The sequence below is a fragment of the Bradyrhizobium sp. OAE829 genome, from assembly GCF_040546575.1.
In the GTDB taxonomy this organism is placed as follows: Bacteria; Pseudomonadota; Alphaproteobacteria; order Rhizobiales; family Xanthobacteraceae; genus Bradyrhizobium.
The window spans coordinates 2,316,072-2,334,366 of the sequence record NZ_JBEPOE010000001.1 but is presented as its reverse complement, the minus strand read 5'-3'; the positions used below and the strand labels follow the sequence as shown (position 1 = coordinate 2,334,366).

The window sequence follows — 18,295 nt, the reverse complement described above, 5'->3', positions numbered from 1 at the left end:
TTGCCCGGAATCCACAATAGAACGGTTCTGCGCTATCAAAGTGCCAGGCAGGATTTCATACTTAAAAATTTTAACGAGGGCCGCTGACATCACTCAGCGGCCTTTTAATTTTTGGAACCGTGACAACGAGGCAGGTTCCAGCGGCGCACCATCGCTGCACCGCCTCATTTCACCTTGTCCTGCGACACATCCATGATCATGCGCGCCGACAGATAAAGCCGCGGCACGATGGTCTCCAGCTTGACGTATTCGGCGTCGTTGGAGTGGGCGCCAAAGCTGCTGAGACCAAAACCCTCGATGACCGGGGCCTTGGTCTTCAGCGCGGCAAACGCGGCGTCGGTGCCGCCGCCAGTGGCGACCTCGAGCACTTTCAGGGGCAGCCCGAGTTCCTCGTAGATGGCGGCGCCGTGGGCGGCCAGGCGGCGCGAGGCCGGGGTTGCTTCCAGCGGCGGGCGGCGCATCTCGAACTTCAGCTGCACCTTGGCGTCGGGGATCCGCTGGGTCTTGATGCGTTGCTGCAGCGTGGCCTCCAGCTCGGCGAAGTCAGACACTTTCAGCGCCCTTGCGTCGCCTTGCGCGGTGGCCTGCGCCGGGATCACATTGCGGTTGGTGCCGGACTGCGAGACGGTCCAGTTCAGGGACAGGCCCTGTTCGCGCCGCGACAGGTCGCTCAATTGCAGCATCTGGTGTGACAGCTCGTACAGCGCGTTGACGCCCTTTTCCGGCGCCGCACCGGCGTGCGAGGCCTTGCCGTCCACCGTCAGGTACGCCGCGCCGATGCCGCTGGTGGCCAGGCGCAGATTGCCATCCATTCCGCCGCCCTCATAGGAGAACACCGCGTCCTGCTCGCCCGCCATGCGCGTGATGGTGCTGCGCGAGCCCGGCGAACTGATCTCCTCGTCGCCGTTGATCAGCACGGTCAGCATGCCGTAATCCGTAAACTTCAGTTTTTGCAGCATCGCCACCGCGTGCAGGATCAGTGCGATTCCCTGCTTGTCGTCGCCGACGGCGAGGCCATAGGCGCGGTCGCCGTCGATGCGGAAGGGTTGGTCCTTCAGCATGCCCTTCAGATAGACGGTGTCCATGTGGGCGATCAGCATGATCTTCCTGGTTCCCGTCCCCTTGAACTCCGCATGCACCATGGAACCCGGCTTCGGCGGCGTGTCGTCCATCCGGTAGATGTCGGTCGGCTCGATGATCGCGACCTTGCCGCCGAGCCTGGTCAGGCGCTCGGCGATCAACGCCGCCAGCTGCGCCAGGCCCTCGGCATCCTTGCTGCCGGACTCGATGTTGACGAGGTCACGCAGCGTGTCGAGCAGCGGGGCCTTTTCCTGCTGCGCCAGCTCGTGGATGCTGGCCACCGGCGCGGCCGGTGCGGGCAGGGGCGACAGGGCCAGGGTGCAGGCGGCGATACAGGCCAGTGGGAAACGCAGAGGGAACCGGGCGGGACGCGACATGGCGAGCCTTTCGAATGATCTGACCATACTGATTGTTCGTAGCGTGGCTCTACCCACCCTACGGTCCTTGCTTCAAGCATTCGAGCGAGGCGTTCTGGAGTCTACAGCTAAATGAATGCGATGGTTTCGGAAAATAATAGCCGGAAGCACAGGTAGGAGATTGCAATGGATGATCGAACCGTGCGGGCGAGGCTGGAGCGCCATTGGGATGCTTCGGACGCGAGCGATTTCGAGGCCGAACATGAAATCTACCGCGAGGATGCGGTGCTTGATTATCCGCAATCGGGCGAGCGGATCCGCGGCCGGCGCAATATTCAAGAAAGCCGAACCGTCCAGCCGAACAAGAAACATTTTGCGGTGCGGCGAATGATCGGCAGCAGCGATCTCTGGATCACTGAATTCGTACTTACCTATGACGGCGTACCATCTTACGCCGTGAGCATCATGGAGTTCTGCGAAGGATTGGTGGCCCACGAAACGCAATATTTCGCCGATCGCTTTGACCCTGCAGCCTCGCGTGCGCATCTTGTTGAGCGAGTGCAGCCCTGATGAGCCAACGGGCCGCGCGATGACAGGCTCCACGATTTCAGGGTTTTCGCTGTGACGTGATCCCGTATGGCACTTCGCTTGTACGGGCTACTTGCTGAGGCGCTCACACCCGTGCGCTCCCATGCGCGCGTTTGGGGTCTCCGCAATCACACGGGCGAAAATCGCTGGCCGCGTCTCATTGCCATACATACTGTACGAGGGCTGCCAAACATGGCGGCGTGGAAGGGGTTCAAATGAACGCCATGATGCAAAAGATCAAAGAGCACACCTGCGCTGCCTGCAATGGAACGGGATTCCCTGCGGTGAAGCAGCCCGTGCTGGCAACTCGCAAGATCTATCCGGCGAAGTGCGAGGCCTGTGCCGGCAAGGGAAGAATTACGGACGCCGACTGAATTCAGCGAGCGTATCCCGGATGAGCCAACGGGTCGTGCAAATGCGCGCCCGATCCGCGACATCCGGGTTTTCGCGGCGATGACGTGATCCCGTTTGGCGCGTCGTAAGGCTACTTGCTGAGACCGAGGCGCTCGCGGGGCGGATTGAGCCGCGCCGCTAATCGGACATCGAGAGGCTGATCAAATCGGCGCGAATGACCTGCGCCCAGCGTGCCTTGCCCTACCACCAGTTCGTGCCCGGTTGCCAGTACTGTTGGCCGCCGCCCCGCCGGCGCGTATTGGCGGGTTGGGGAGGCTGGGGTTCCCAGCTGCGCTGGAAAAACGGGTTGAAGCCGTCGCTCTGGACGGTGTCGTTCGCCGCGTAGACATCGATCGGGGGCGTCGGCTTGCGCGTGATGAAGCCGCCTTGCGGCTGAGTGCTCAGCACCGCGACGAACTCGGTACGATAATTGGTCTCGGCGCTCAGCGGCTCGTCCGAGATGACGATCGAGGATCGCGGCACGGCGGTCGGCGCGATGCGATCCAGCACCTCCTGCGGGATGGTGATGCGGTCAAGCGCGGCCTTGGCGTTGTCGGCGTCATCGATGGTGACCGCGGTCCAGCGCAGGCCGGAATCGTTTTGCGCCACCGCCGTGAACACGTGCGTGCCGATCGGCCTGTCGGAATTGCGGATCGTGACCGGAACCTCGATCGTCGCATCGAACACAATGCCGCCGCCGTCAGGCGCCGGCTTATGCGTCGGGCGGCGCACGTACAGCTTTTGCGTCGCGCGGCTGATGTAGATCGAGACCGGCTCGAGCGCGAGCTTGGCCTCGCTCGCCGCTTTGGCGGTGTCGGCCTTCCTGGTCTGGGCCGCCTTGGCCGCTTCCTTGGCCGCGGCGGCGCCGTCGAGCTTCGATTTTGCGTCGGCCTTGGCGGTGTCGAGCTGGGTCCCGACGTCCGCGGCCTTGGCGGCGGCCTTTTGCTTGAGGTCCTCGGCCTTCGCCTTGGCCTCGTCGGTCTTGGCACCGGCGACCGCCTTCTCGGCGGAGGCAAGCTCGCCGTCGGCGCGGGCCTTCAGTCCCTGCAACTTGCGCAGCGACGCCGTCAGCGACGCGGTCTCGCGCGTCGTCGTCGCGATGGCTTTCTTCGCCTCGTCGGCCGCCTTGGCAGCCTCGGCCGCCTCGCGGGGCAGCGCTTCGGCCTTGGCCGGCGCGGCCGCGATGGCTTCGCGGTTCGGCGAGAACAGCGCCGGATGGGAGAGTTCCACTGGCTCGGCGTCGTTGGGCGAGATGATCACCCGCATCCCGATCCGCGTCTTGTCGAACGTCTTGTCGGCAAAGCCGAACGGCATCCGCACGCAGCCGTGCGAGGCCGCATAGCCGGGCAGCGGCCCGCCATGAAGCGCGATGCCGTTCCAGGTGATGCGCTGCATGTTCGGCATCTCGGCATCGTCGTACATGTTCGAGCGGTGTTCCCTGTTCTTCTCGAGGATGGCGAAGACGCCGGCGGGCGTCTCGCGTCCCTTGGTGCCGGTCGACACCGGCGCGCGCAGGATCCAGCCGTCGGCGTCGTAGAACGTGACCTGCTGGCTCTTGATCGACACGATCGCCATCAGCGGCTCGCCGGCATCGCGCGGGGCCGTCGCCTCAGTAGCGGGCTTCGGGCGCGCCTGTTTCGGCGCGGCGTCGGCGGCCAGTCCCGTCAAGGCCGTCAGTGCGGCCACCGCCGCGAATGTCACAATGGCAGGAACACCCCGGGCAGGAACACCCCGACGCCGCATCGCCACGGAGGGTCGCGCCGTCGTAGATCGAATTACCATTCCTTGCCCCGGTTCAAATGTCTGTCCGCGCGTGCGTCGATCAGATGTCAGATTCATGAATTTTGGATCAACCAGTGCCACCACCATCCACGCCGCGAATGCGGCCCGTTCCGGGGCGATTCACTTTTATACGACAGCCTGCGCAGGAGAAAGAGCAGCCCGCGGCCCGGATTGTAACGATCCGGATACATCGGTGCGACAAAACAACCCGGACGGGCGGATCACCAACGGTCTCTTGCCCTAACCGCGTCCGGTCCTGAGGTGGACAAGCATCCCGTCATGGAGTCCAAGTTCCGAAATTCGCTCGAAGCGGACCGCGGCATCCATGATACCTTGAAGTAGCAGCGTAAACGGTCCGGTATCGGCCGCTGGACGGCCCCTCGCTGATCTACGATAATGCGGGGCGGCGCAGCAATGATGCTGATCCGCCGGCCGCGTTACCCATGGCTAGACGCATATGACACAGAGCGGTTTTCACGGTCAGGCGTTCAAGGACCTGCTGCACCTTCAGGATACACCGTCATCGCTGATCACGCGGTCTACGCGCGGTGTCGAGGTCACAGCCACCGAAACGCGCGATGACAATCCCGTGCCGGGCCTTTGCGGCGCCATTGCACCGGAGGATGCCTATCTCGTTAGCTTGAAACTTCGCGATTATCCCGACTGCGAATACTGGGAGCATGGTAAGTGCGTGGCCAAGCCCAATATCCGGGCAGGCACGACATATCTGTACGACATGAAGTGCGATCCGCGCTTTGTAATCGAAAAGCCGTTCCACTCCGTTCATTTCTATGTTCCGGCTTTGGCGCTCAACGGCGTCGCGGAGCGGTTCGGCGCGCGGCGTGTCGGCCAGCTCGACTGTCAGTTCGGTACCGGCTTTGACGACAACGCTGTACATCACATCGGCGCAGCGCTCCTGCAGGGATTGCGCCGGCCATCCGAAGCGAACCAGCTTTTCGTCGATCACATGATGCTGGCGCTCACGGCGCACGTCGCTCGGGCGTATGGCGGGCTTCGCAACGCCGAACCCGTCTATCGCGGCCTTGCTCCGTGGCAGACGAAGCGTGCCTGCGAAAGGCTCCAGTCTGATCTCAGTGGTAAATTCACGTTGCAGGAGATCGCTGCTGAATTGGGTCTGTCGGTCAGCCATTTTTCTCGAGCGTTTCGGGCGTCCGTCGGCCTGCCGCCACACCAGTGGCTCCTTCGCCAACGCGTTGACGCCGCCAAGCAGTTGATGACTGTCCGTGGCCTGTCACTTGCGGAGATCGCAATATCGGCCGGGTTTGCCAATCAAAGCCACTTTACGAGGGTATTTTCGGCCCTGGTCGGCGTCAGCCCGGCGGTGTGGCGCCGCGAAGCACAGGGGGCTGCGGAAAGCGAGACGTGAGCTGAAACGATGGCTGTCGCACTTGAATGTTGCCGCCCACCGATGAACTGCGTCGCCTCGTGCGCAAGAGCATTGTGAGCGCGGCGGGTGCGGCAAAACAACCCGACGGGCAAATCACTTCTGATTTGCGGAATTCGTGTCAAGCCCCGAAGTAAAAAATATTTCGCTTTTCACGAAGGGCAAATCAGGGGCATGTTTGTCGCCATCCCGTCCTGGTCAGAAGGGCGTCGGCCGTCGTCACGGACGTTGGGCGGGTTGCGGTGGACGCTTGTTTGCGCTGAGACGACGGCGTGGATTAAGCGTACGGCAAAACCGTGTGGTCCTGGCGCCCGTTGCAGGCGTCAAGCTGTCGGAGAAGCGCAAGCGGAACCGGCAGCGACGGAGTCAACCAAGAACTCGTCTCCGGGGAGATCACGGCATAAGCCGTAAAGCCATTGCGCAGGGAAGGCCGGGTGTTCCCCGCTGCCCTGTATGCTCGTGTGCACTTTGTTTTGTGCAAACCGCACACGAGACCGCGGGTGCAGCGCGCACCCGGTCTTCCCTGCGCCCTCTGTATTCGAGGGCGGGAAGTTACTTGCAAAGCTCGGGCGCAATGCGTCGCGAGAACGCGGCCGCATATTCAGCTGTCATCGCCCGGCTTGACCGGGCGACCCAGTATTCCAGAGGCGTCAGTGATAGAACCGAGAAGCCGCGGCGTACTGGATCACCCGCCTGCGCGGGTGACGACAGCATCGTGTGAAGCTGCGTCCGACCACATCATCGCGATGATGCGAGGAGAAGCCCCCTCACGAATTCACATGAACAAAATCCCGCAGCAGCGGATAGATCTCGTTGTTCCAGCGTTTTCCCGAGAACACGCCGTAATGGCCGACACCGGCCTGCATGTGATGGACGCGGCGATAGGCGCGCACGCCGGTGCAGAGGTCCTGGGCGGCCAGCGTCTGGCCGATCGAGCAGATGTCGTCCTTTTCACCTTCGACCGTCATCAGGCCCATGCGCTTGATCGCGGCCGGGTTCACCGGCTTGCCACGATGCATCAGCTTGCCCAGCGGCAGCAGATGCTCCTGAAACACGTCGCGCACGGTCTCGATGTAAAATTCCGCCGGCAGGTCCATCACGGCGAAATATTCGTCGTAGAAGGTCTTGATGACTTCCGCCTTCTCCTTCTCGCCCTTGGCCAGATGCTGGGCAAGATCGATATGCTGCTTGATGTGGCGTTCGAGATTCATCGAGACGAACGCCGTGAGCTGCACGAAGCCCGGATAGACCTGGCGGAATGCGCCCTTGCATTGAACGGGTACGTAATTGATCAAATTCTCCTCGAACCATTTGATCGGTTTGCTTTTGGCGAAATCATTGACCTTGGTCGGCTGGATGCGGGTGTCGATCGGCCCCGCCATCAGTGTCAGCGTGGCAGGCCGCGCCGGGTGGTTTTGCTCCGACATCACGGCGGCCGCCGCCAGCGCCGAGACCGACGGCTGGCAGATCGCCACCATGTGCGAGCGCGGGCCCATCTTGTCGAGGAAGGTGATCAGGTGGTCGGTATAATCCTCGAGCCCGAAGCGGCCGGCATGGAGCGGGATCTCGCGCGGATTATGCCAGTCGGTGATGTAGACGTCGTGGTCCTGCAGCAAGGTCTTCACGGTGCCGCGCAGCAGCGTCGCGAAATGGCCGGACATCGGCGCCACCAAAAGCAGTTTGGGTTGCTCCGGCGCGTGCTCCTTCTTGAACCGCAGCAGCGATCCGAACGGCGTGGCAAAGGCAACTTCCTCGGTCACCGCCAGTTCCTGATTGCCGACCATCACCTTGTCGATGCCGTAGGCCGGGCGGGTGTAGGTCAGCGAGGTGCGCGAGATCAGTTCGAGCGCCGCGGCCAGCCGCCCGAACGCCTTGTCGGACACGCCTTGCGGCACGAGGTTGAGATATCTGAGCGCCGCTCCAGCCCCGGTCCGCCACGGCGCCGTGAGGTCCATATGGTTCTGATAAGCTTGGTACATCAATGACATCATACGCATCCGCCCTTGCCCGATGATGCCATGCAATATCGAAGCCAAGCGGAGCGAACCGCCCGAAAAACTGGCACGTGGCTTGCTGCGGAACGTGACCGGCGCAAGTGACCGGCGTAAGCTATCGGCGGCGCGCTGGTGCGGCCGGCTCAGCCTTGCGATAGACGTTCCGTTCAGGCGTGAGGGAAGGCCCTATGGCGAATACGACACTGACCATCAGCAGCAAGAACTATTCGTCCTGGTCGCTGCGCGGCTGGCTGCTCGCGAAATTCTCAGGTCTTCCCTTCGAAGAGGTCGTGACCGCACCCGACGACGCGTCGGCGCGGGCCGAAATCCTGCTGCTGTCGTCGTCGATCCTGGTGCCGTGCCTGCGGCACGAGGGCGCCACCGTCTGGGACACGCTGGCGATCGCCGAATACCTCAACGAGGTGATGCCGGACGCCGGCCTGCTGCCGGCGGACCGGGTGCGGCGGGCGCACTGCCGCTCGATCTGCGGTGAAATCCATTCCGGCTTCACCACGCTGCGGGCCTCATTGCCGGTCAATCTCAAGGGCCATTTCCCGAACTTCAAGATCTGGTCGCGCGCGCAATCCGATATCGACCGGGTCTGCACCATCTGGCGCGAGTGCCTGGCCCAGTCCGGCGGGCCGTTCCTGTTCGGCGAGCGCACCATGGCGGACGCGATGTACGCGCCGGTCGTGACCCGCTTCATGACCTATGACGTCAAGCTCGACCCGAAGCTCGCGGCCTACGCAAAAACCATCATGGCGATGCCCGAGATGGTCGAGTGGATCGAAGCCGCCAAGGCCGAGCCCGCCGACATCGAGGAGCTCGAGGTGGAATATTAGGCAGCGCGCGCCAAGCGCTGCCCGTTTGACGGGCTCAAGCTTCGGGCAGGGTTTGCTTAAAGCCGGTGCCATCGAGCTCTATCGCCGCTGACATCCGCGATGCAGCAACGCTGCAGCGGAAATCGCCCGGCGCGGATTCCAGTCTCCCGTCAAGCGCTTCGGCCGGTCACTGGTGTGATCGCCGCAGTGCAACGCGACTGGCGCGGATTTCGCATAGCAGCATGCAGCCGTGAACGCGACGATGCGACGCTGCCGAAAATTTGGACGCCTTGCGTGATCGCGATCTCGCGAACGAGAACCGTGGAGGCTTCAATGAATCAGACTGCAATCGTCAGCAAATTCTCCCACGTCAAACCAGGCGATACCGAGTTCAAGGGCGGGGGGCTGCGCGACTTCTTCCTTTACCGCGACCTCGGCATCGCCGACGCCACCGGCGGCCAGGTGATCTGCCATCTGGTCAAGGCCAATCCCGATCTGCCGCCCGAAGAAGGCACCGGCTGGCACAAGCACCTCTGCGAATTCCAGATCGTGATCATGACCAAGGGCTGGGCGCGCTTCATGTACGAGGACAAGTCGACGCTGGTGCAGGCCGGCGACGTCGTGCATCAGCGCCCGGGCATCACGCACTACCTCTACGACTACTCGGAAGACATGGAATACCTGGAGATCGTCAGCCCGGCCGACTTCAAGACCGTCGATGTGGACCCGGCGGTCGAGCACGTGCCGCCGCCGACACCCTGGAAGTGACCGCCAAAGGAGATCGTCATGTCATCCCCGGAGGAATTAACCTTTGTCGTCGGCCGCTGGTTGCGGCCGATCGTGGCGGTGCTGCATGTGGTGCGCCGGATCACGTTCCAGCCGATATCTAGCCGTGAACAGAGGAGTACAGCCGCCAAGCAGTGATTCGGGCGCGATTCGTTCCGTCCGCGTTCCGAAACTTAAGACCGCTCCGGAAGACGCGCGTTATCGTCGCTTTCTGGAACAATGCGCCGCGCGTCCGGCTGGCCTGCGGCCCCGGAAAATGCCCGTCAAACCTGACTGCTCACCCGTGGCAGCCGCCAGCCGACCACGGTCGCCTCAAGGGCGCCGCCGGTCCGCTCATTGCGCCATTGGCCCTCGATCCAGCGGCAGGCGAACGGTAACTGATATGTGCCGCTGTGGTCCTCGCAAAGCACCTCCACCGGCCGGTCCGGCGGCGGTTCCCCGTTGCCATCGAACTGTGCCAGCCGCCTCTCGCGCGTTGCCATGTGTTCAATCTCCACTGCCGGGGCGTGCAAACCTGACGTTTGGGTTCCCCAGCGAAAGTCCATCCGCACCCATAAAGGGGAAGCTCACCGCCTGAATGCGGTATCAGTGTGGTATCGCTGCAGCCAGCGGCCTGATACGAGCAAATTGATGTGATTGACCGAATGAAGTTTGAGTGAGGATTGGATGATCGCCCGGATTGCAAGAACCGCTGTTGCCGTTGCAGTAATGCTGATGCCCTGCACAAGCTACGGGCAGGATGTTCCCGGCATCGAAATCTGCACCGTCGAAAAAACCATGGAGCGGCGCACCTCCTGCCTGCAAAGCAATGTCGACTTCCTGCAAAAGACCATCAACAAAATGACGCAGGATAATCAGCAGAAGCTCGATGCCGCCAACCGGCAGATCGAGGCGCTGAAGGGCAGCGTCATCGCCTTGCAGAAGTTCGTGGACGATCTGCAGAAGAAGACGGCGGAAGAATTGAAGAAGAAGGCCGATGCGCCGGCGAAGGATGCGGCGCCGGCTGCGGCGAAGTAACGCCGTCATTCCGGGCGATGTGTAGCACACCCGCGGTTCCCCGCGACGCTATGGCGACCGCGAGAGCAACGCCGGTCAAATGCGGCGCATTGCAAGCGTTCATGATGCGGCCGCTTCAAAGGAAAGCTGTCACCGATGAATCCAGCCCAGAAGGCGCTCTGGTACATCGAAAGTCATCTCGCCGGGCCGTTGAACCTCGACGAGATATCCGCGATCGCCGGCGTCTCGCGCTTCCATCTGGTGCGGGCGTTCGCGGCCGCGACCGGATATTCGGTCATGCGCTATGTGCGCGCGCGTCGTCTCTCTAACGCGGCGCGTGCGCTTGGCGCCGGCGCGCCTGACATTCTCAGCCTCGCGCTGGATGCGGATTACAGCTCTCACGAAGCCTTCACCCGTGCGTTCCGCGACCATTTCGGCATCACGCCCGAGATGGTTCGATCAGGAACGTGCCTCGATCGTCTCAAGCTTCAGGAGCCCATCGTCATGATTTCAACCGCGCTCGATCATCTCAAGCCCCCGCGTTTCGAGACCGGCAGGGCCCTGCTGGTCGCCGGTATCGGCGAACGCTGCACCCACGAAAACGAAGGCGCCTTCATTCCGAGCCTGTGGCAGCGTTTCAATCAGACCATCGACCATGTCCCCGGCCGGGTCGGCAAGGTGGCCTATGGCGTCTGCTGCAACGCCGACGATGCCGGCAATTTCGACTATGTCGCCGCCGTCGAAGTGACCGACTTCTCCGACCTGCCGCGCGAATTCCAGCGGGTGCGGATTCCCGAACAGAAATACGCCGTGTTTACCCACGCCGAGCGCATCTCGACCATTCGCCGCACCGTCCACACGATCTGGAATCACTGGCTGCCGTCATCCGGCATGAAAGCCGCTGACGCGCCGAGCTTCGAGCGCTATGACGAGAAGTTCGATCCCGCGACCGGCAATGGCGGACTGGAAATCTGGATACCGGTTCGCGAGTAGGGGCAGACGCAATCTCCCGCAGGGCTGCCCTGCGTGTCCCAATGGCCTACGGTTGCTTGGCAAGCGTGATCTGCTTTGCCATAACATGACGCAACGTCAGCGTTGCGCGTGCGGAAATGAGCTTGGAGTCCGCCTGCAGCCATAAAAAGCCGGGAGGATTTCATGGGAAATGTCCGCGTTCTCGCCACCGATCTGGAGTTTCCGGAAGGCCCGGTGGTCATGCCGGATGGATCAGTCGTGCTGGTCGAAATCCGCGGGAAACGGCTGACGCGGATCTGGCCGGACGGGCGCAAGGAAGTGGTCGCGGAGGTCCCCGGTGGTCCCAATGGCGCGGCGCTTGGCCCCGACGGAAAAATGTACTTCTGCAACAATGGCGGCTTTAGCTGGATTCCGACGGGCAAGGTGATCATGCCGGGTCCGCAGCCCGATGACTATCTCGGTGGCTCGATTCAGCGCGTCGACCTCTCGAACGGCAAGGTCGAGACGGTGGTCGACAAATGCGGCGAGTATCCGCTGCGGGGTCCTAACGACCTCGTTTTCGACAAGCATGGCGGCCTGTGGTTCTCCGAACTCGGCAAGCGCCGGGCCCGCGACATGGACGTCGGCGGCGTCTACTACGTCAAGCCCGGCATGAAGGAGATCGTCGAAATCGTGCACGGCGTGCTGCCGGCCAACGGCATCGGGCTGTCGCCGGACGAAAACACCGTCTACATCGCCGAAACGCCGACCGCGCGGCTATGGGCCTACGAACTCTCCGCGCCCGGCACGCTGAAGCCGCGTGAGCCGATCTATCGCGGTGAACGCGGCAAGCCGATCACGGGTCTCGGCGGCTACCAGATGTTCGACTCGCTCGCGGTCGAAGCCTCAGGCAATGTCTGCGTCGCGACGCTGATCTCGGGCTGCATCTCCGTGATCGCGCCCGATGGCACCCTGGTCGAGCAGGTGCCGACCGGCGACCGCATGACCACCAATATCGCCTTCGGCGGGCCTGACCTGAAGACCGCCTACATCACGCTGTCAGGCAAGGGCGAACTGGTCGCGATGGACTGGCCGCGCCCCGGCCTGCCGCTGAATTTCTTGAATCAATAATGGCGCTGCTTGCGATACCCTCATGGTGAGGAGCGTCGCACTTGCGACGCGTCTCGAACCATGAATGAATTGCGATGGCCTCATCCTTCGAGACGCGCTTCAAGTGAAGCGCTCCTCAGGATGAGGGGAGAGGACAAATACGATGCCCTGGCTTGAACCGGTTACCCTTCGCGGTGCTTACGCGCGGCTCGAACCGCTGTCGCACGATCAACGCGACGGCCTGACCGAAGCGGTGCGGGACGGGGAGCTGTGGAATCTCTGGTACACCTTCGTGCCGGCGCCGGAAGGCATGATCAAGGAGATCGATCGCCGGCTCGGCTTGCAGGCATCAGGCTCGATGCTACCGTTCACGGTGTTCGATGCCGACGGCAAGATCGCGGGCATGACGACCTACATGAACGTCGATGCCGCCAACCGGCGCGTCGAGATCGGCTCCACCTGGTACGCCAAGCGCGTGCAGCGCAGCGCCGTCAATACGCAGTGCAAATTGCTGCTGCTGACGCATGCCTTCGAGACGCTCGATTGCATCGCGGTAGAATTCCGCACGCACTTCTTCAACCAGCAGAGCCGCCGCGGCATCGAACGCCTGGGCGCCAAGCAGGATGGCATCTTGCGCAACCATGTGATCGCGCCGAATGGCACGTTGCGCGATACCGTGGTCTTCAGCATTATCGCCAGCGAGTGGCCGACGGTGAAGGCGCATCTCAATTATCAACTCAACGATAGACTGCGGTAGTTCTTCAGTCCGCGGCAGAAAAAAGTGTGATGGAAACGTTCGATTATGTGATCATCGGCGCGGGCTCCGCAGGCAGCGTGCTCGCCAATCGCCTGAGCGAAGATGCAGGCACCCGCGTGTGTGTGCTCGAAGCAGGGGGCAAGGACTGGCATCCCTACATTCATCTGCCGGCGGGCTTCATCAAGACGTTCCACATGAAGAGCATCAACTGGGCGTATCAGCAGGAGCCGGGGCCGTGGACCGGCGGCCGCAGCATCTACGCGCCGCGCGGCAAGACGCTCGGCGGTTCGTCGTCGATCAACGGCCATATCTATAACCGTGGCCAGCGCCAGGATTTTGACACCTGGGCGCAGCTCGGCAATCGCAGCTGGGGCTACCCGGACATTCTGCCCTATTTCAGGCGGCTGGAGCGGCGCGTCGGCGAGGGCGATGAAACCTATCGCGGGCGCAACGGCAACCTGACCGTCACGACCATGGATTGGCGCGATCCGCTGTGCGAGGCGTTCATGGCGGGCGCCATGAGTCTGGGCATTCCGCGCAACCCCGATTACAACGGCGCGATCCAGGAAGGCGTTTCCTACGCCCAGCGCACCATTCAAAACGGCCTGCGCGTCAGCGCCGCGACCGCGTTCCTGCATCCGGCGGTAAAGCGCGGGAATGTCGATGTGCGGACGCATGCACATGTCACCAACATCATCTTCGAGGGCAAGCGCGCGGTCGGCGTCCGCTACCTGAAGGGCGGCAAGGGCGGCACGCCCACCGAAGTGCGCGCCAACAAGGAAGTTATCCTGTCCGGCGGCACCTACAATTCACCTCAGGTGTTGCAATTGTCCGGCGTCGGCTCGCCGGAGCTGTTGCAGTCGCACGGCATCGAGGTGCGTCACGCCCTATCAGGCGTCGGCGAAGGCTTGCAGGATCACTACGCGCCGCGTTCGGTCGCGCGCGTCAAGAACATCAGGACCATCAACGAACTGCGGCGCGGGCTCAGCCTCTGGGTCGAGGCGCTGAAATGGGCGACGACGCGGCGCGGGCTGCTGTCGCTGTCGCCGACCATGGTCTATTGCTTTTGGCATTCCGGCGAGACCACCGAAAGCTCCGACCTGCAGCTGACGTTCACGCCGGCAAGCTACAAGGAGGGCGTGCAAGGCCAGCTCGAAGACGAGCCCGGCATGACCATCGCATCCTGGCAGCAGCGCCCGGAAAGCCGCGGCTATGTCCGCATCCGTTCGGCCGATCCGTTTGCGCCGCCGATCATCCAGACCAATTACCTGGTCGAGGAGCTCGATCGCCGCGTCGTCGTCGCCGGCATGAAGCTGGCGCGCCGGCTGCTCGCCTCCGCGCCGCTATCGCAATATTACGCCTATGAGGATTTCCCCGGACCGAAAGTGCAGAGCGACGACGAGTTTCTCGCAGCGGCCACCGAGCGCGGCACCACCACGTTCCACCCCGGCTGCACCTGCCGGATGGGACCGGCCGATACCAAATGGGCCGTCGTCGACGACCAGCTGCGCGTGCACGGGCTTCAGGGCCTCCGGGTGGTCGATGCCTCGATCATGCCGCGGATGATCTCGGCCAATCTTAACGCCTCGACCATGATGATCGCCGACAAGGCCTCCGACATGATCCGTGGCAAGGCCGCGCCGGAGGCGGCGCGGGTCTAAGCCTAAACCCTCATGGTGAGGAGCCGCGAAGCGGCGTCTCGAACCATGAGGCCCCAGTCGGGCCTACATCCTTCGAGACGCGCGCAAGCGCGCTCCTCAGGATGAGGGGTGGAACTGACGCAGTGGGCCTAAGTTGTTTCTGCCCGGTACAGCGTGTCGATCGTGACCACGCCCACCGCGCGTGACACGCACGGGCAGATCTTGCGGTTGCCCTGCTTCTGCTGGTCGCTGAAGAACACGTCGCGGTGGTCGATCTCGCCGTCGACCGCGATGACATCGACCGCGCAGACGCCGCATTCGCCGCGCTGGCAGTCCGAGATCACCTCGAAGCCGGCGTCGTTGAGCACGTCGAGCATCGAGCTGTTGGGCGAGACCACCAGTTCGGCGCCGGTGTCCTTCAGGCGCACACGGAATTCCGCCGTCGGCAGCAGGCCGCTGGAGCCGAAGGTTTCGTAGCGCAGATCGGCGGGAGACCGCCCGGCATCATTCCAGGCGCGCCGCGCCGCCTCCAGCATCCGCATCGGTCCGCACATGATGGCGATCGCATCCGATGGTAGTGCGCGGAAGGTGGCATCGAGATCGAGCCGCGTGCCTTCGTCGCTGGCGTGGACGACCAGCCGGTCATCGAGTACGGATGAAAGTTCGTCGAGATAGGCGGCGTCGCTGCGCGACCTCACCGCGTAGTGCAGGGTGAGGTCGATGTTCCGGCGGTGCAGGGCGCTGGCGATGCCTGATATCGGGGTGATGCCGATGCCACCCGCAATCAGGCAATAATTTTGCCTGTTCCAGTCGATATCGAGCAGCGATGTTGGATTGGAGATTTCGATCCGCGCGCCCGGCTTGAGGCTCCACATCGCGCGCGAGCCGCCGCGGCTGTCCGGCGCCAGCCGCACCGCGATGCGATAGCTGTGTGGATCGCGATCACCGACCAGCGAATAGGACCGCCGTGCCGGCTGCCCGTCGATCAGCACCGCGACGTTGAGATGGCTGCCGGCCGGGTAGGGCGCTACGCCGCCGTCCGGGCGCAGGCGGAATTCGCGGATGCCAGGCGTGACGTCACGGATCGCGTCGACCGTGCACCAGCTCCATTGTTCGGCAAAGCGCATGACTAACCTATACGGCCGGAGATTGAAGCCGAGCGAGCGCCGGCAGCAAATCGAGATGCGTGCGATTACGCAGCGCCAGCCGCAGGTTGCGCGCGGCGAGGCGCGAATGCTCGCGCATGATGGCTTCGGCGCGCGCGCCCTCGCGGTTCTCGATCGCGTCCACCACGATGCGGTGATGGTCCTGGCCGATCAGCAGGATCTGGTGCGCTTCCGGCAGCGCCGACTGCGCCATCACGAAGCCGCTCGGCGACGCAAACGGCAATGCCGAGACGCGGTCGATCTGCCGGATCAGCGGCGGGCTGGCGGAAAGCTCGGTGAGCAGCGCGTGAAAGCGCGCGTTCATGGTCACATAGGCGGAAAAGGCTTCGACCGAGACCGGATCCTGCCGAACCAGCTGATCGAGGTCGGCGAGGCATTCCTTCAGCGGCTCGAGGTTGCGCGCGCTGGCGCCGCGTTCGGCGGCGAAACGGGCGGCGAGGCCTTCCAGCGTGCCGCGCAGCTCGATCGAATCCAGAATGTCGCGCTCGGTGAATGCCTTCACCATGAAGCCGCCGGAGGGGATCGCCTGCAGCAGGCCTTCGTCTTCGAGCCGGACCAGCGCCAGCCGCACCGGCGTCCGCGACACGCTGGTGATCTCGACCGCCTGCAACTCGCTGATGCGCTCGCCCGGCCGCAATTGCCCGGACAGGATCATGTCGCGCAGCGCGAGCTGGGCCCGCACAGTCTGCGAGATCGAGCGTTCGGAATCGCGTTCGCTCATGGCCTCACTCCGCGGCTTGTGCGGTCGGCGGCGAATTCTCGTGGGCCACCATGCGGTCGATCACGCGCCGCGCCCACATCGCGCCGGCGTCAATGTTGAGATTGTAGAAGGTGCGGTCCGGGTTCTCGTCCATGGCGCGCTGCTGCGCCTCGAGGATGATCTCGTCCTCGTGAAAAATGTTGGAAACGCCCTCGCGGATCTCGGTGGTCAGCTTCTGTTCGGTGAGACGGTGGTTGCGGACGAAGGCCCAGAAATAGTGGCAGGTGGTGTCGGTCTCCGGCGTCATGGTGTTGAGCACAAAACCGTTGACGCCCTGCGAGCGGTCGCCTTCCGGCGCGCCGGTGCCGGCGGGCGCCACGCCGACGTCGATATTGACGGTGCCGGGCGCCTGGAAATGGATGATCTGCCAGCGGTCGACCGGACCGGGCTTGCCGAGCTGTGCGGCCCAGAACGGCGGCGCCTCGATGCCGCGCATCCAGCGCGTCACCGTCACGGTGCGCTCGCCATGGGTAACGTCGAACGGGGCTTCGGCGACGTGGTCGTTGCCGATGCTGGAGCCGTGCACGAAGGTCTCGTGGGTGAGGTCCATCAGATTGTCGACCACGAGGCGGTAATCGCATTTCACCTGAATGGTCTTGCCGTCGCCGGCCCAGGCCGGATCGTCGTTCCAGTGCATGTCAGGCACCAGCGCCGGATCGGCCAGGGCCGGGTCGCCCATCCACAGCCAGATGAAGCGATGCCGCTCGACCACGGGATATGATCGCACGCAGGCGGAAGGGTTGATGGTCTCCTGCGAGGGCATGTAGGTGCAGCGGCCCTGCGCGTTGTATTTCAGCCCGTGATAGCCGCAGACGACGGTGTCGCCGTCGAGTCGCCCCTTCGACAGCGGCACAAGCCGGTGCCAGCAGGCGTCCTCCAGCGCGGCCACCTGGCCGTCGGAGCGACGGTACATCACCACATGCTTGCCGCAGATCGTGCGGGGAAACAGCGCGTGCTTGAGATCGACGTCCCAAGCGGCGGCGTACCAGGCATTGAGCGGGAACGATGACGGCATGGCTGCACTCCATGACACTATGAATTCAGGATGTATACAGTAGTACGCGATAGATGGCAAATTATAGAGATTGCAGGCTATATAGTACCTCTAAGGTATACATACATGAATTTTCCTGTTTTTGACATATCGTGTGAATTATTATAATAATAATTCTTATCTTTGGAGATGATCATGGCCGAGGCGCACACTTCTCCGGAAGTATTACCGTCTCACCGGGTGCCGGCTCATTTGGCCCGTCGCTTCAATCAAATTTGCCTTGGTGTCACCGCCGAAATACTGGGCGGGGAAGATCTGACGCCGATGCTGTTTGGCGTCCTCGTGGCCGTCGTGGAGCAGCCGGGGAGAGGCCAGAGACAGGTGGCCGAACGTATGGGCGTCGATGTGGTCAATTTTGGCCAGATGATCGACGAACTGGAGGGCAAGGGCCTCGTCGAGCGGAAGATCGACCCCGATGACCGGCGCGCGCGCAAGCTCTACGTCACCGAACGAGGCGCGGCGTTGCGCCGCCGCTTAAGTCCCGACTTGCTTGCCGCCCAGGAGCGCCTGCTGGCGCCGCTATCGCCAGATGACCGGCGCGCGTTGCTGGACATGCTCGTGCGCGTCATTGAAGCGAATGATTCCTACGCCCGTCCCGGAAACGGTCGTCGAAAGCCGCAACGCAAATCCAGCCAGTAATGAATGGGAGGCAGTCG

Annotated in this window: 19 protein-coding genes; 12 read left to right on the top strand and 7 right to left on the bottom strand. The window is 63.1% G+C overall.

Annotated elements, in window-relative coordinates; translation table 11 throughout:
- Window positions 1-164: 164 nt before the first annotated feature.
- Window positions 165-1,457, bottom strand: coding sequence for a M20/M25/M40 family metallo-hydrolase (locus ABIE49_RS11295; RefSeq protein ID WP_192740072.1), 1,293 nt, complete (start codon window positions 1,455-1,457; stop codon window positions 165-167).
- Window positions 1,458-1,622: 165 nt separating this feature from the next.
- Between ABIE49_RS11295 and ABIE49_RS11290 the strand changes: the two genes are divergently transcribed.
- Complete coding sequence (locus tag ABIE49_RS11290) at window positions 1,623-2,006, top strand: nuclear transport factor 2 family protein (RefSeq protein WP_192740071.1); 384 nt, start codon at window positions 1,623-1,625, stop codon at window positions 2,004-2,006.
- 233 nt (window positions 2,007-2,239) lie between these two features.
- Window positions 2,240-2,398, top strand: coding sequence for a hypothetical protein (locus ABIE49_RS11285; RefSeq protein ID WP_192740070.1), 159 nt, complete (start codon window positions 2,240-2,242; stop codon window positions 2,396-2,398).
- A gap of 220 nt (window positions 2,399-2,618) precedes the next feature.
- On the opposite strand, the gene ABIE49_RS11280 is transcribed toward ABIE49_RS11285, so the two are convergent.
- A complete protein-coding gene (locus tag ABIE49_RS11280) occupies window positions 2,619-4,199 on the bottom strand; it encodes a L,D-transpeptidase (protein ID WP_192740069.1) in 1,581 nt (526 codons plus the stop codon).
- A gap of 457 nt (window positions 4,200-4,656) precedes the next feature.
- Between ABIE49_RS11280 and ABIE49_RS11275 the strand changes: the two genes are divergently transcribed.
- Window positions 4,657-5,586 (top strand): helix-turn-helix domain-containing protein, encoded by a 930-nt coding sequence (locus ABIE49_RS11275; RefSeq protein WP_192740068.1) that lies wholly within the window; start codon window positions 4,657-4,659, stop codon window positions 5,584-5,586.
- A 785-nt stretch (window positions 5,587-6,371) separates the two neighbouring features.
- Here the strand turns inward: ABIE49_RS11275 and ABIE49_RS11270 are convergent.
- Entirely contained in the window at window positions 6,372-7,595 is a 1,224-nt protein-coding gene (locus tag ABIE49_RS11270) for a polyhydroxyalkanoate depolymerase (RefSeq protein ID WP_192740116.1), read from the bottom strand.
- 191 nt (window positions 7,596-7,786) lie between these two features.
- Here ABIE49_RS11270 and ABIE49_RS11265 point away from each other — a divergent pair, with 191 nt between their 5' ends.
- From ABIE49_RS11265 to ABIE49_RS11255, 3 genes are all read left to right on the top strand, one after another.
- Window positions 7,787-8,440, top strand: coding sequence for a glutathione S-transferase family protein (locus tag ABIE49_RS11265; protein ID WP_192740067.1), 654 nt, complete (start codon window positions 7,787-7,789; stop codon window positions 8,438-8,440).
- A 312-nt stretch (window positions 8,441-8,752) separates the two neighbouring features.
- Entirely contained in the window at window positions 8,753-9,187 is a 435-nt protein-coding gene (locus ABIE49_RS11260; RefSeq protein WP_192740066.1) for a cupin domain-containing protein, read from the top strand.
- A gap of 18 nt (window positions 9,188-9,205) precedes the next feature.
- Window positions 9,206-9,343 (top strand): hypothetical protein, encoded by a 138-nt coding sequence (locus ABIE49_RS11255; protein ID WP_192740065.1) that lies wholly within the window; start codon window positions 9,206-9,208, stop codon window positions 9,341-9,343.
- 125 nt (window positions 9,344-9,468) lie between these two features.
- On the opposite strand, the gene ABIE49_RS11250 is transcribed toward ABIE49_RS11255, so the two are convergent.
- The gene (locus ABIE49_RS11250) at window positions 9,469-9,687 is read right to left on the bottom strand and encodes a hypothetical protein (protein WP_192740064.1); all 219 of its coding nucleotides are present in this window, start codon (window positions 9,685-9,687) and stop codon (window positions 9,469-9,471) included.
- Window positions 9,688-9,913: 226 nt separating this feature from the next.
- On the opposite strand from ABIE49_RS11250, the gene ABIE49_RS11245 reads away from it, so the two are divergent.
- The 5 genes from ABIE49_RS11245 (at window position 9,914) to ABIE49_RS11225 (ending at window position 14,680) form a co-directional block, all read left to right on the top strand.
- The gene (locus tag ABIE49_RS11245; RefSeq protein ID WP_192740115.1) at window positions 9,914-10,222 is read left to right on the top strand and encodes a hypothetical protein; all 309 of its coding nucleotides are present in this window, start codon (window positions 9,914-9,916) and stop codon (window positions 10,220-10,222) included.
- 135 nt (window positions 10,223-10,357) lie between these two features.
- Complete coding sequence (locus ABIE49_RS11240; protein WP_192740063.1) at window positions 10,358-11,194, top strand: AraC family transcriptional regulator; 837 nt, start codon at window positions 10,358-10,360, stop codon at window positions 11,192-11,194.
- 162 nt (window positions 11,195-11,356) lie between these two features.
- Complete coding sequence (locus ABIE49_RS11235; RefSeq protein WP_192740062.1) at window positions 11,357-12,283, top strand: SMP-30/gluconolactonase/LRE family protein; 927 nt, start codon at window positions 11,357-11,359, stop codon at window positions 12,281-12,283.
- Window positions 12,284-12,425: 142 nt separating this feature from the next.
- Window positions 12,426-13,019: a GNAT family N-acetyltransferase gene (locus ABIE49_RS11230; protein WP_192740061.1), complete on the top strand. Its 594-nt coding sequence runs from the start codon at window positions 12,426-12,428 to the stop codon at window positions 13,017-13,019.
- A 29-nt stretch (window positions 13,020-13,048) separates the two neighbouring features.
- Window positions 13,049-14,680 (top strand): GMC family oxidoreductase, encoded by a 1,632-nt coding sequence (locus tag ABIE49_RS11225; protein ID WP_192740060.1) that lies wholly within the window; start codon window positions 13,049-13,051, stop codon window positions 14,678-14,680.
- Window positions 14,681-14,808: 128 nt separating this feature from the next.
- Here the strand turns inward: ABIE49_RS11225 and ABIE49_RS11220 are convergent, their stop codons facing one another.
- From ABIE49_RS11220 to ABIE49_RS11210, 3 genes are read right to left on the bottom strand one after another with little or no spacing between them, the layout of a single operon-like run.
- The gene (locus tag ABIE49_RS11220; protein ID WP_192740059.1) at window positions 14,809-15,786 is read right to left on the bottom strand and encodes a PDR/VanB family oxidoreductase; all 978 of its coding nucleotides are present in this window, start codon (window positions 15,784-15,786) and stop codon (window positions 14,809-14,811) included.
- A gap of 7 nt (window positions 15,787-15,793) precedes the next feature.
- Window positions 15,794-16,546 (bottom strand): GntR family transcriptional regulator, encoded by a 753-nt coding sequence (locus tag ABIE49_RS11215; RefSeq protein ID WP_192740058.1) that lies wholly within the window; start codon window positions 16,544-16,546, stop codon window positions 15,794-15,796.
- Between the two features lie 4 nt (window positions 16,547-16,550).
- On the bottom strand, window positions 16,551-17,600 hold the full coding sequence (locus tag ABIE49_RS11210; protein WP_192740057.1) for an aromatic ring-hydroxylating dioxygenase subunit alpha: 1,050 nt from the start codon (window positions 17,598-17,600) through the stop codon (window positions 16,551-16,553).
- Between the two features lie 174 nt (window positions 17,601-17,774).
- Here ABIE49_RS11210 and ABIE49_RS11205 point away from each other — a divergent pair, with 174 nt between their 5' ends.
- Window positions 17,775-18,278 carry a MarR family winged helix-turn-helix transcriptional regulator gene (locus ABIE49_RS11205; protein ID WP_192740056.1) on the top strand — a complete coding sequence of 168 codons (504 nt, stop codon included), beginning with the start codon at window positions 17,775-17,777 and terminating at the stop codon, window positions 18,276-18,278.
- Window positions 18,279-18,295 lie beyond the last annotated feature (17 nt).

What these genes read in the sequence shown, in the direction of transcription:
- ABIE49_RS11295 (WP_192740072.1), bottom strand. Translation starts at nt 1,457, where the DNA reads ATGTCGCGTCCCGCCCGGTTCCCTCTGCGTTTCCCACTGGCCTGTATC.
- ABIE49_RS11290 (WP_192740071.1), top strand. Translation starts at nt 1,623, where the DNA reads ATGGATGATCGAACCGTGCGGGCGAGGCTGGAGCGCCATTGGGATGCT.
- ABIE49_RS11285 (WP_192740070.1), top strand. Translation starts at nt 2,240, where the DNA reads ATGAACGCCATGATGCAAAAGATCAAAGAGCACACCTGCGCTGCCTGC.
- ABIE49_RS11280 (WP_192740069.1), bottom strand. Translation starts at nt 4,199, where the DNA reads ATGGTAATTCGATCTACGACGGCGCGACCCTCCGTGGCGATGCGGCGT.
- ABIE49_RS11275 (WP_192740068.1), top strand. Translation starts at nt 4,657, where the DNA reads ATGACACAGAGCGGTTTTCACGGTCAGGCGTTCAAGGACCTGCTGCAC.
- ABIE49_RS11270 (WP_192740116.1), bottom strand. Translation starts at nt 7,595, where the DNA reads ATGATGTCATTGATGTACCAAGCTTATCAGAACCATATGGACCTCACG.
- ABIE49_RS11265 (WP_192740067.1), top strand. Translation starts at nt 7,787, where the DNA reads ATGGCGAATACGACACTGACCATCAGCAGCAAGAACTATTCGTCCTGG.
- ABIE49_RS11260 (WP_192740066.1), top strand. Translation starts at nt 8,753, where the DNA reads ATGAATCAGACTGCAATCGTCAGCAAATTCTCCCACGTCAAACCAGGC.
- ABIE49_RS11255 (WP_192740065.1), top strand. Translation starts at nt 9,206, where the DNA reads ATGTCATCCCCGGAGGAATTAACCTTTGTCGTCGGCCGCTGGTTGCGG.
- ABIE49_RS11250 (WP_192740064.1), bottom strand. Translation starts at nt 9,687, where the DNA reads ATGGCAACGCGCGAGAGGCGGCTGGCACAGTTCGATGGCAACGGGGAA.
- ABIE49_RS11245 (WP_192740115.1), top strand. Translation starts at nt 9,914, where the DNA reads ATGCTGATGCCCTGCACAAGCTACGGGCAGGATGTTCCCGGCATCGAA.
- ABIE49_RS11240 (WP_192740063.1), top strand. Translation starts at nt 10,358, where the DNA reads ATGAATCCAGCCCAGAAGGCGCTCTGGTACATCGAAAGTCATCTCGCC.
- ABIE49_RS11235 (WP_192740062.1), top strand. Translation starts at nt 11,357, where the DNA reads ATGGGAAATGTCCGCGTTCTCGCCACCGATCTGGAGTTTCCGGAAGGC.
- ABIE49_RS11230 (WP_192740061.1), top strand. Translation starts at nt 12,426, where the DNA reads ATGCCCTGGCTTGAACCGGTTACCCTTCGCGGTGCTTACGCGCGGCTC.
- ABIE49_RS11225 (WP_192740060.1), top strand. Translation starts at nt 13,049, where the DNA reads ATGGAAACGTTCGATTATGTGATCATCGGCGCGGGCTCCGCAGGCAGC.
- ABIE49_RS11220 (WP_192740059.1), bottom strand. Translation starts at nt 15,786, where the DNA reads ATGCGCTTTGCCGAACAATGGAGCTGGTGCACGGTCGACGCGATCCGT.
- ABIE49_RS11215 (WP_192740058.1), bottom strand. Translation starts at nt 16,546, where the DNA reads ATGAGCGAACGCGATTCCGAACGCTCGATCTCGCAGACTGTGCGGGCC.
- ABIE49_RS11210 (WP_192740057.1), bottom strand. Translation starts at nt 17,600, where the DNA reads ATGCCGTCATCGTTCCCGCTCAATGCCTGGTACGCCGCCGCTTGGGAC.
- ABIE49_RS11205 (WP_192740056.1), top strand. Translation starts at nt 17,775, where the DNA reads ATGGCCGAGGCGCACACTTCTCCGGAAGTATTACCGTCTCACCGGGTG.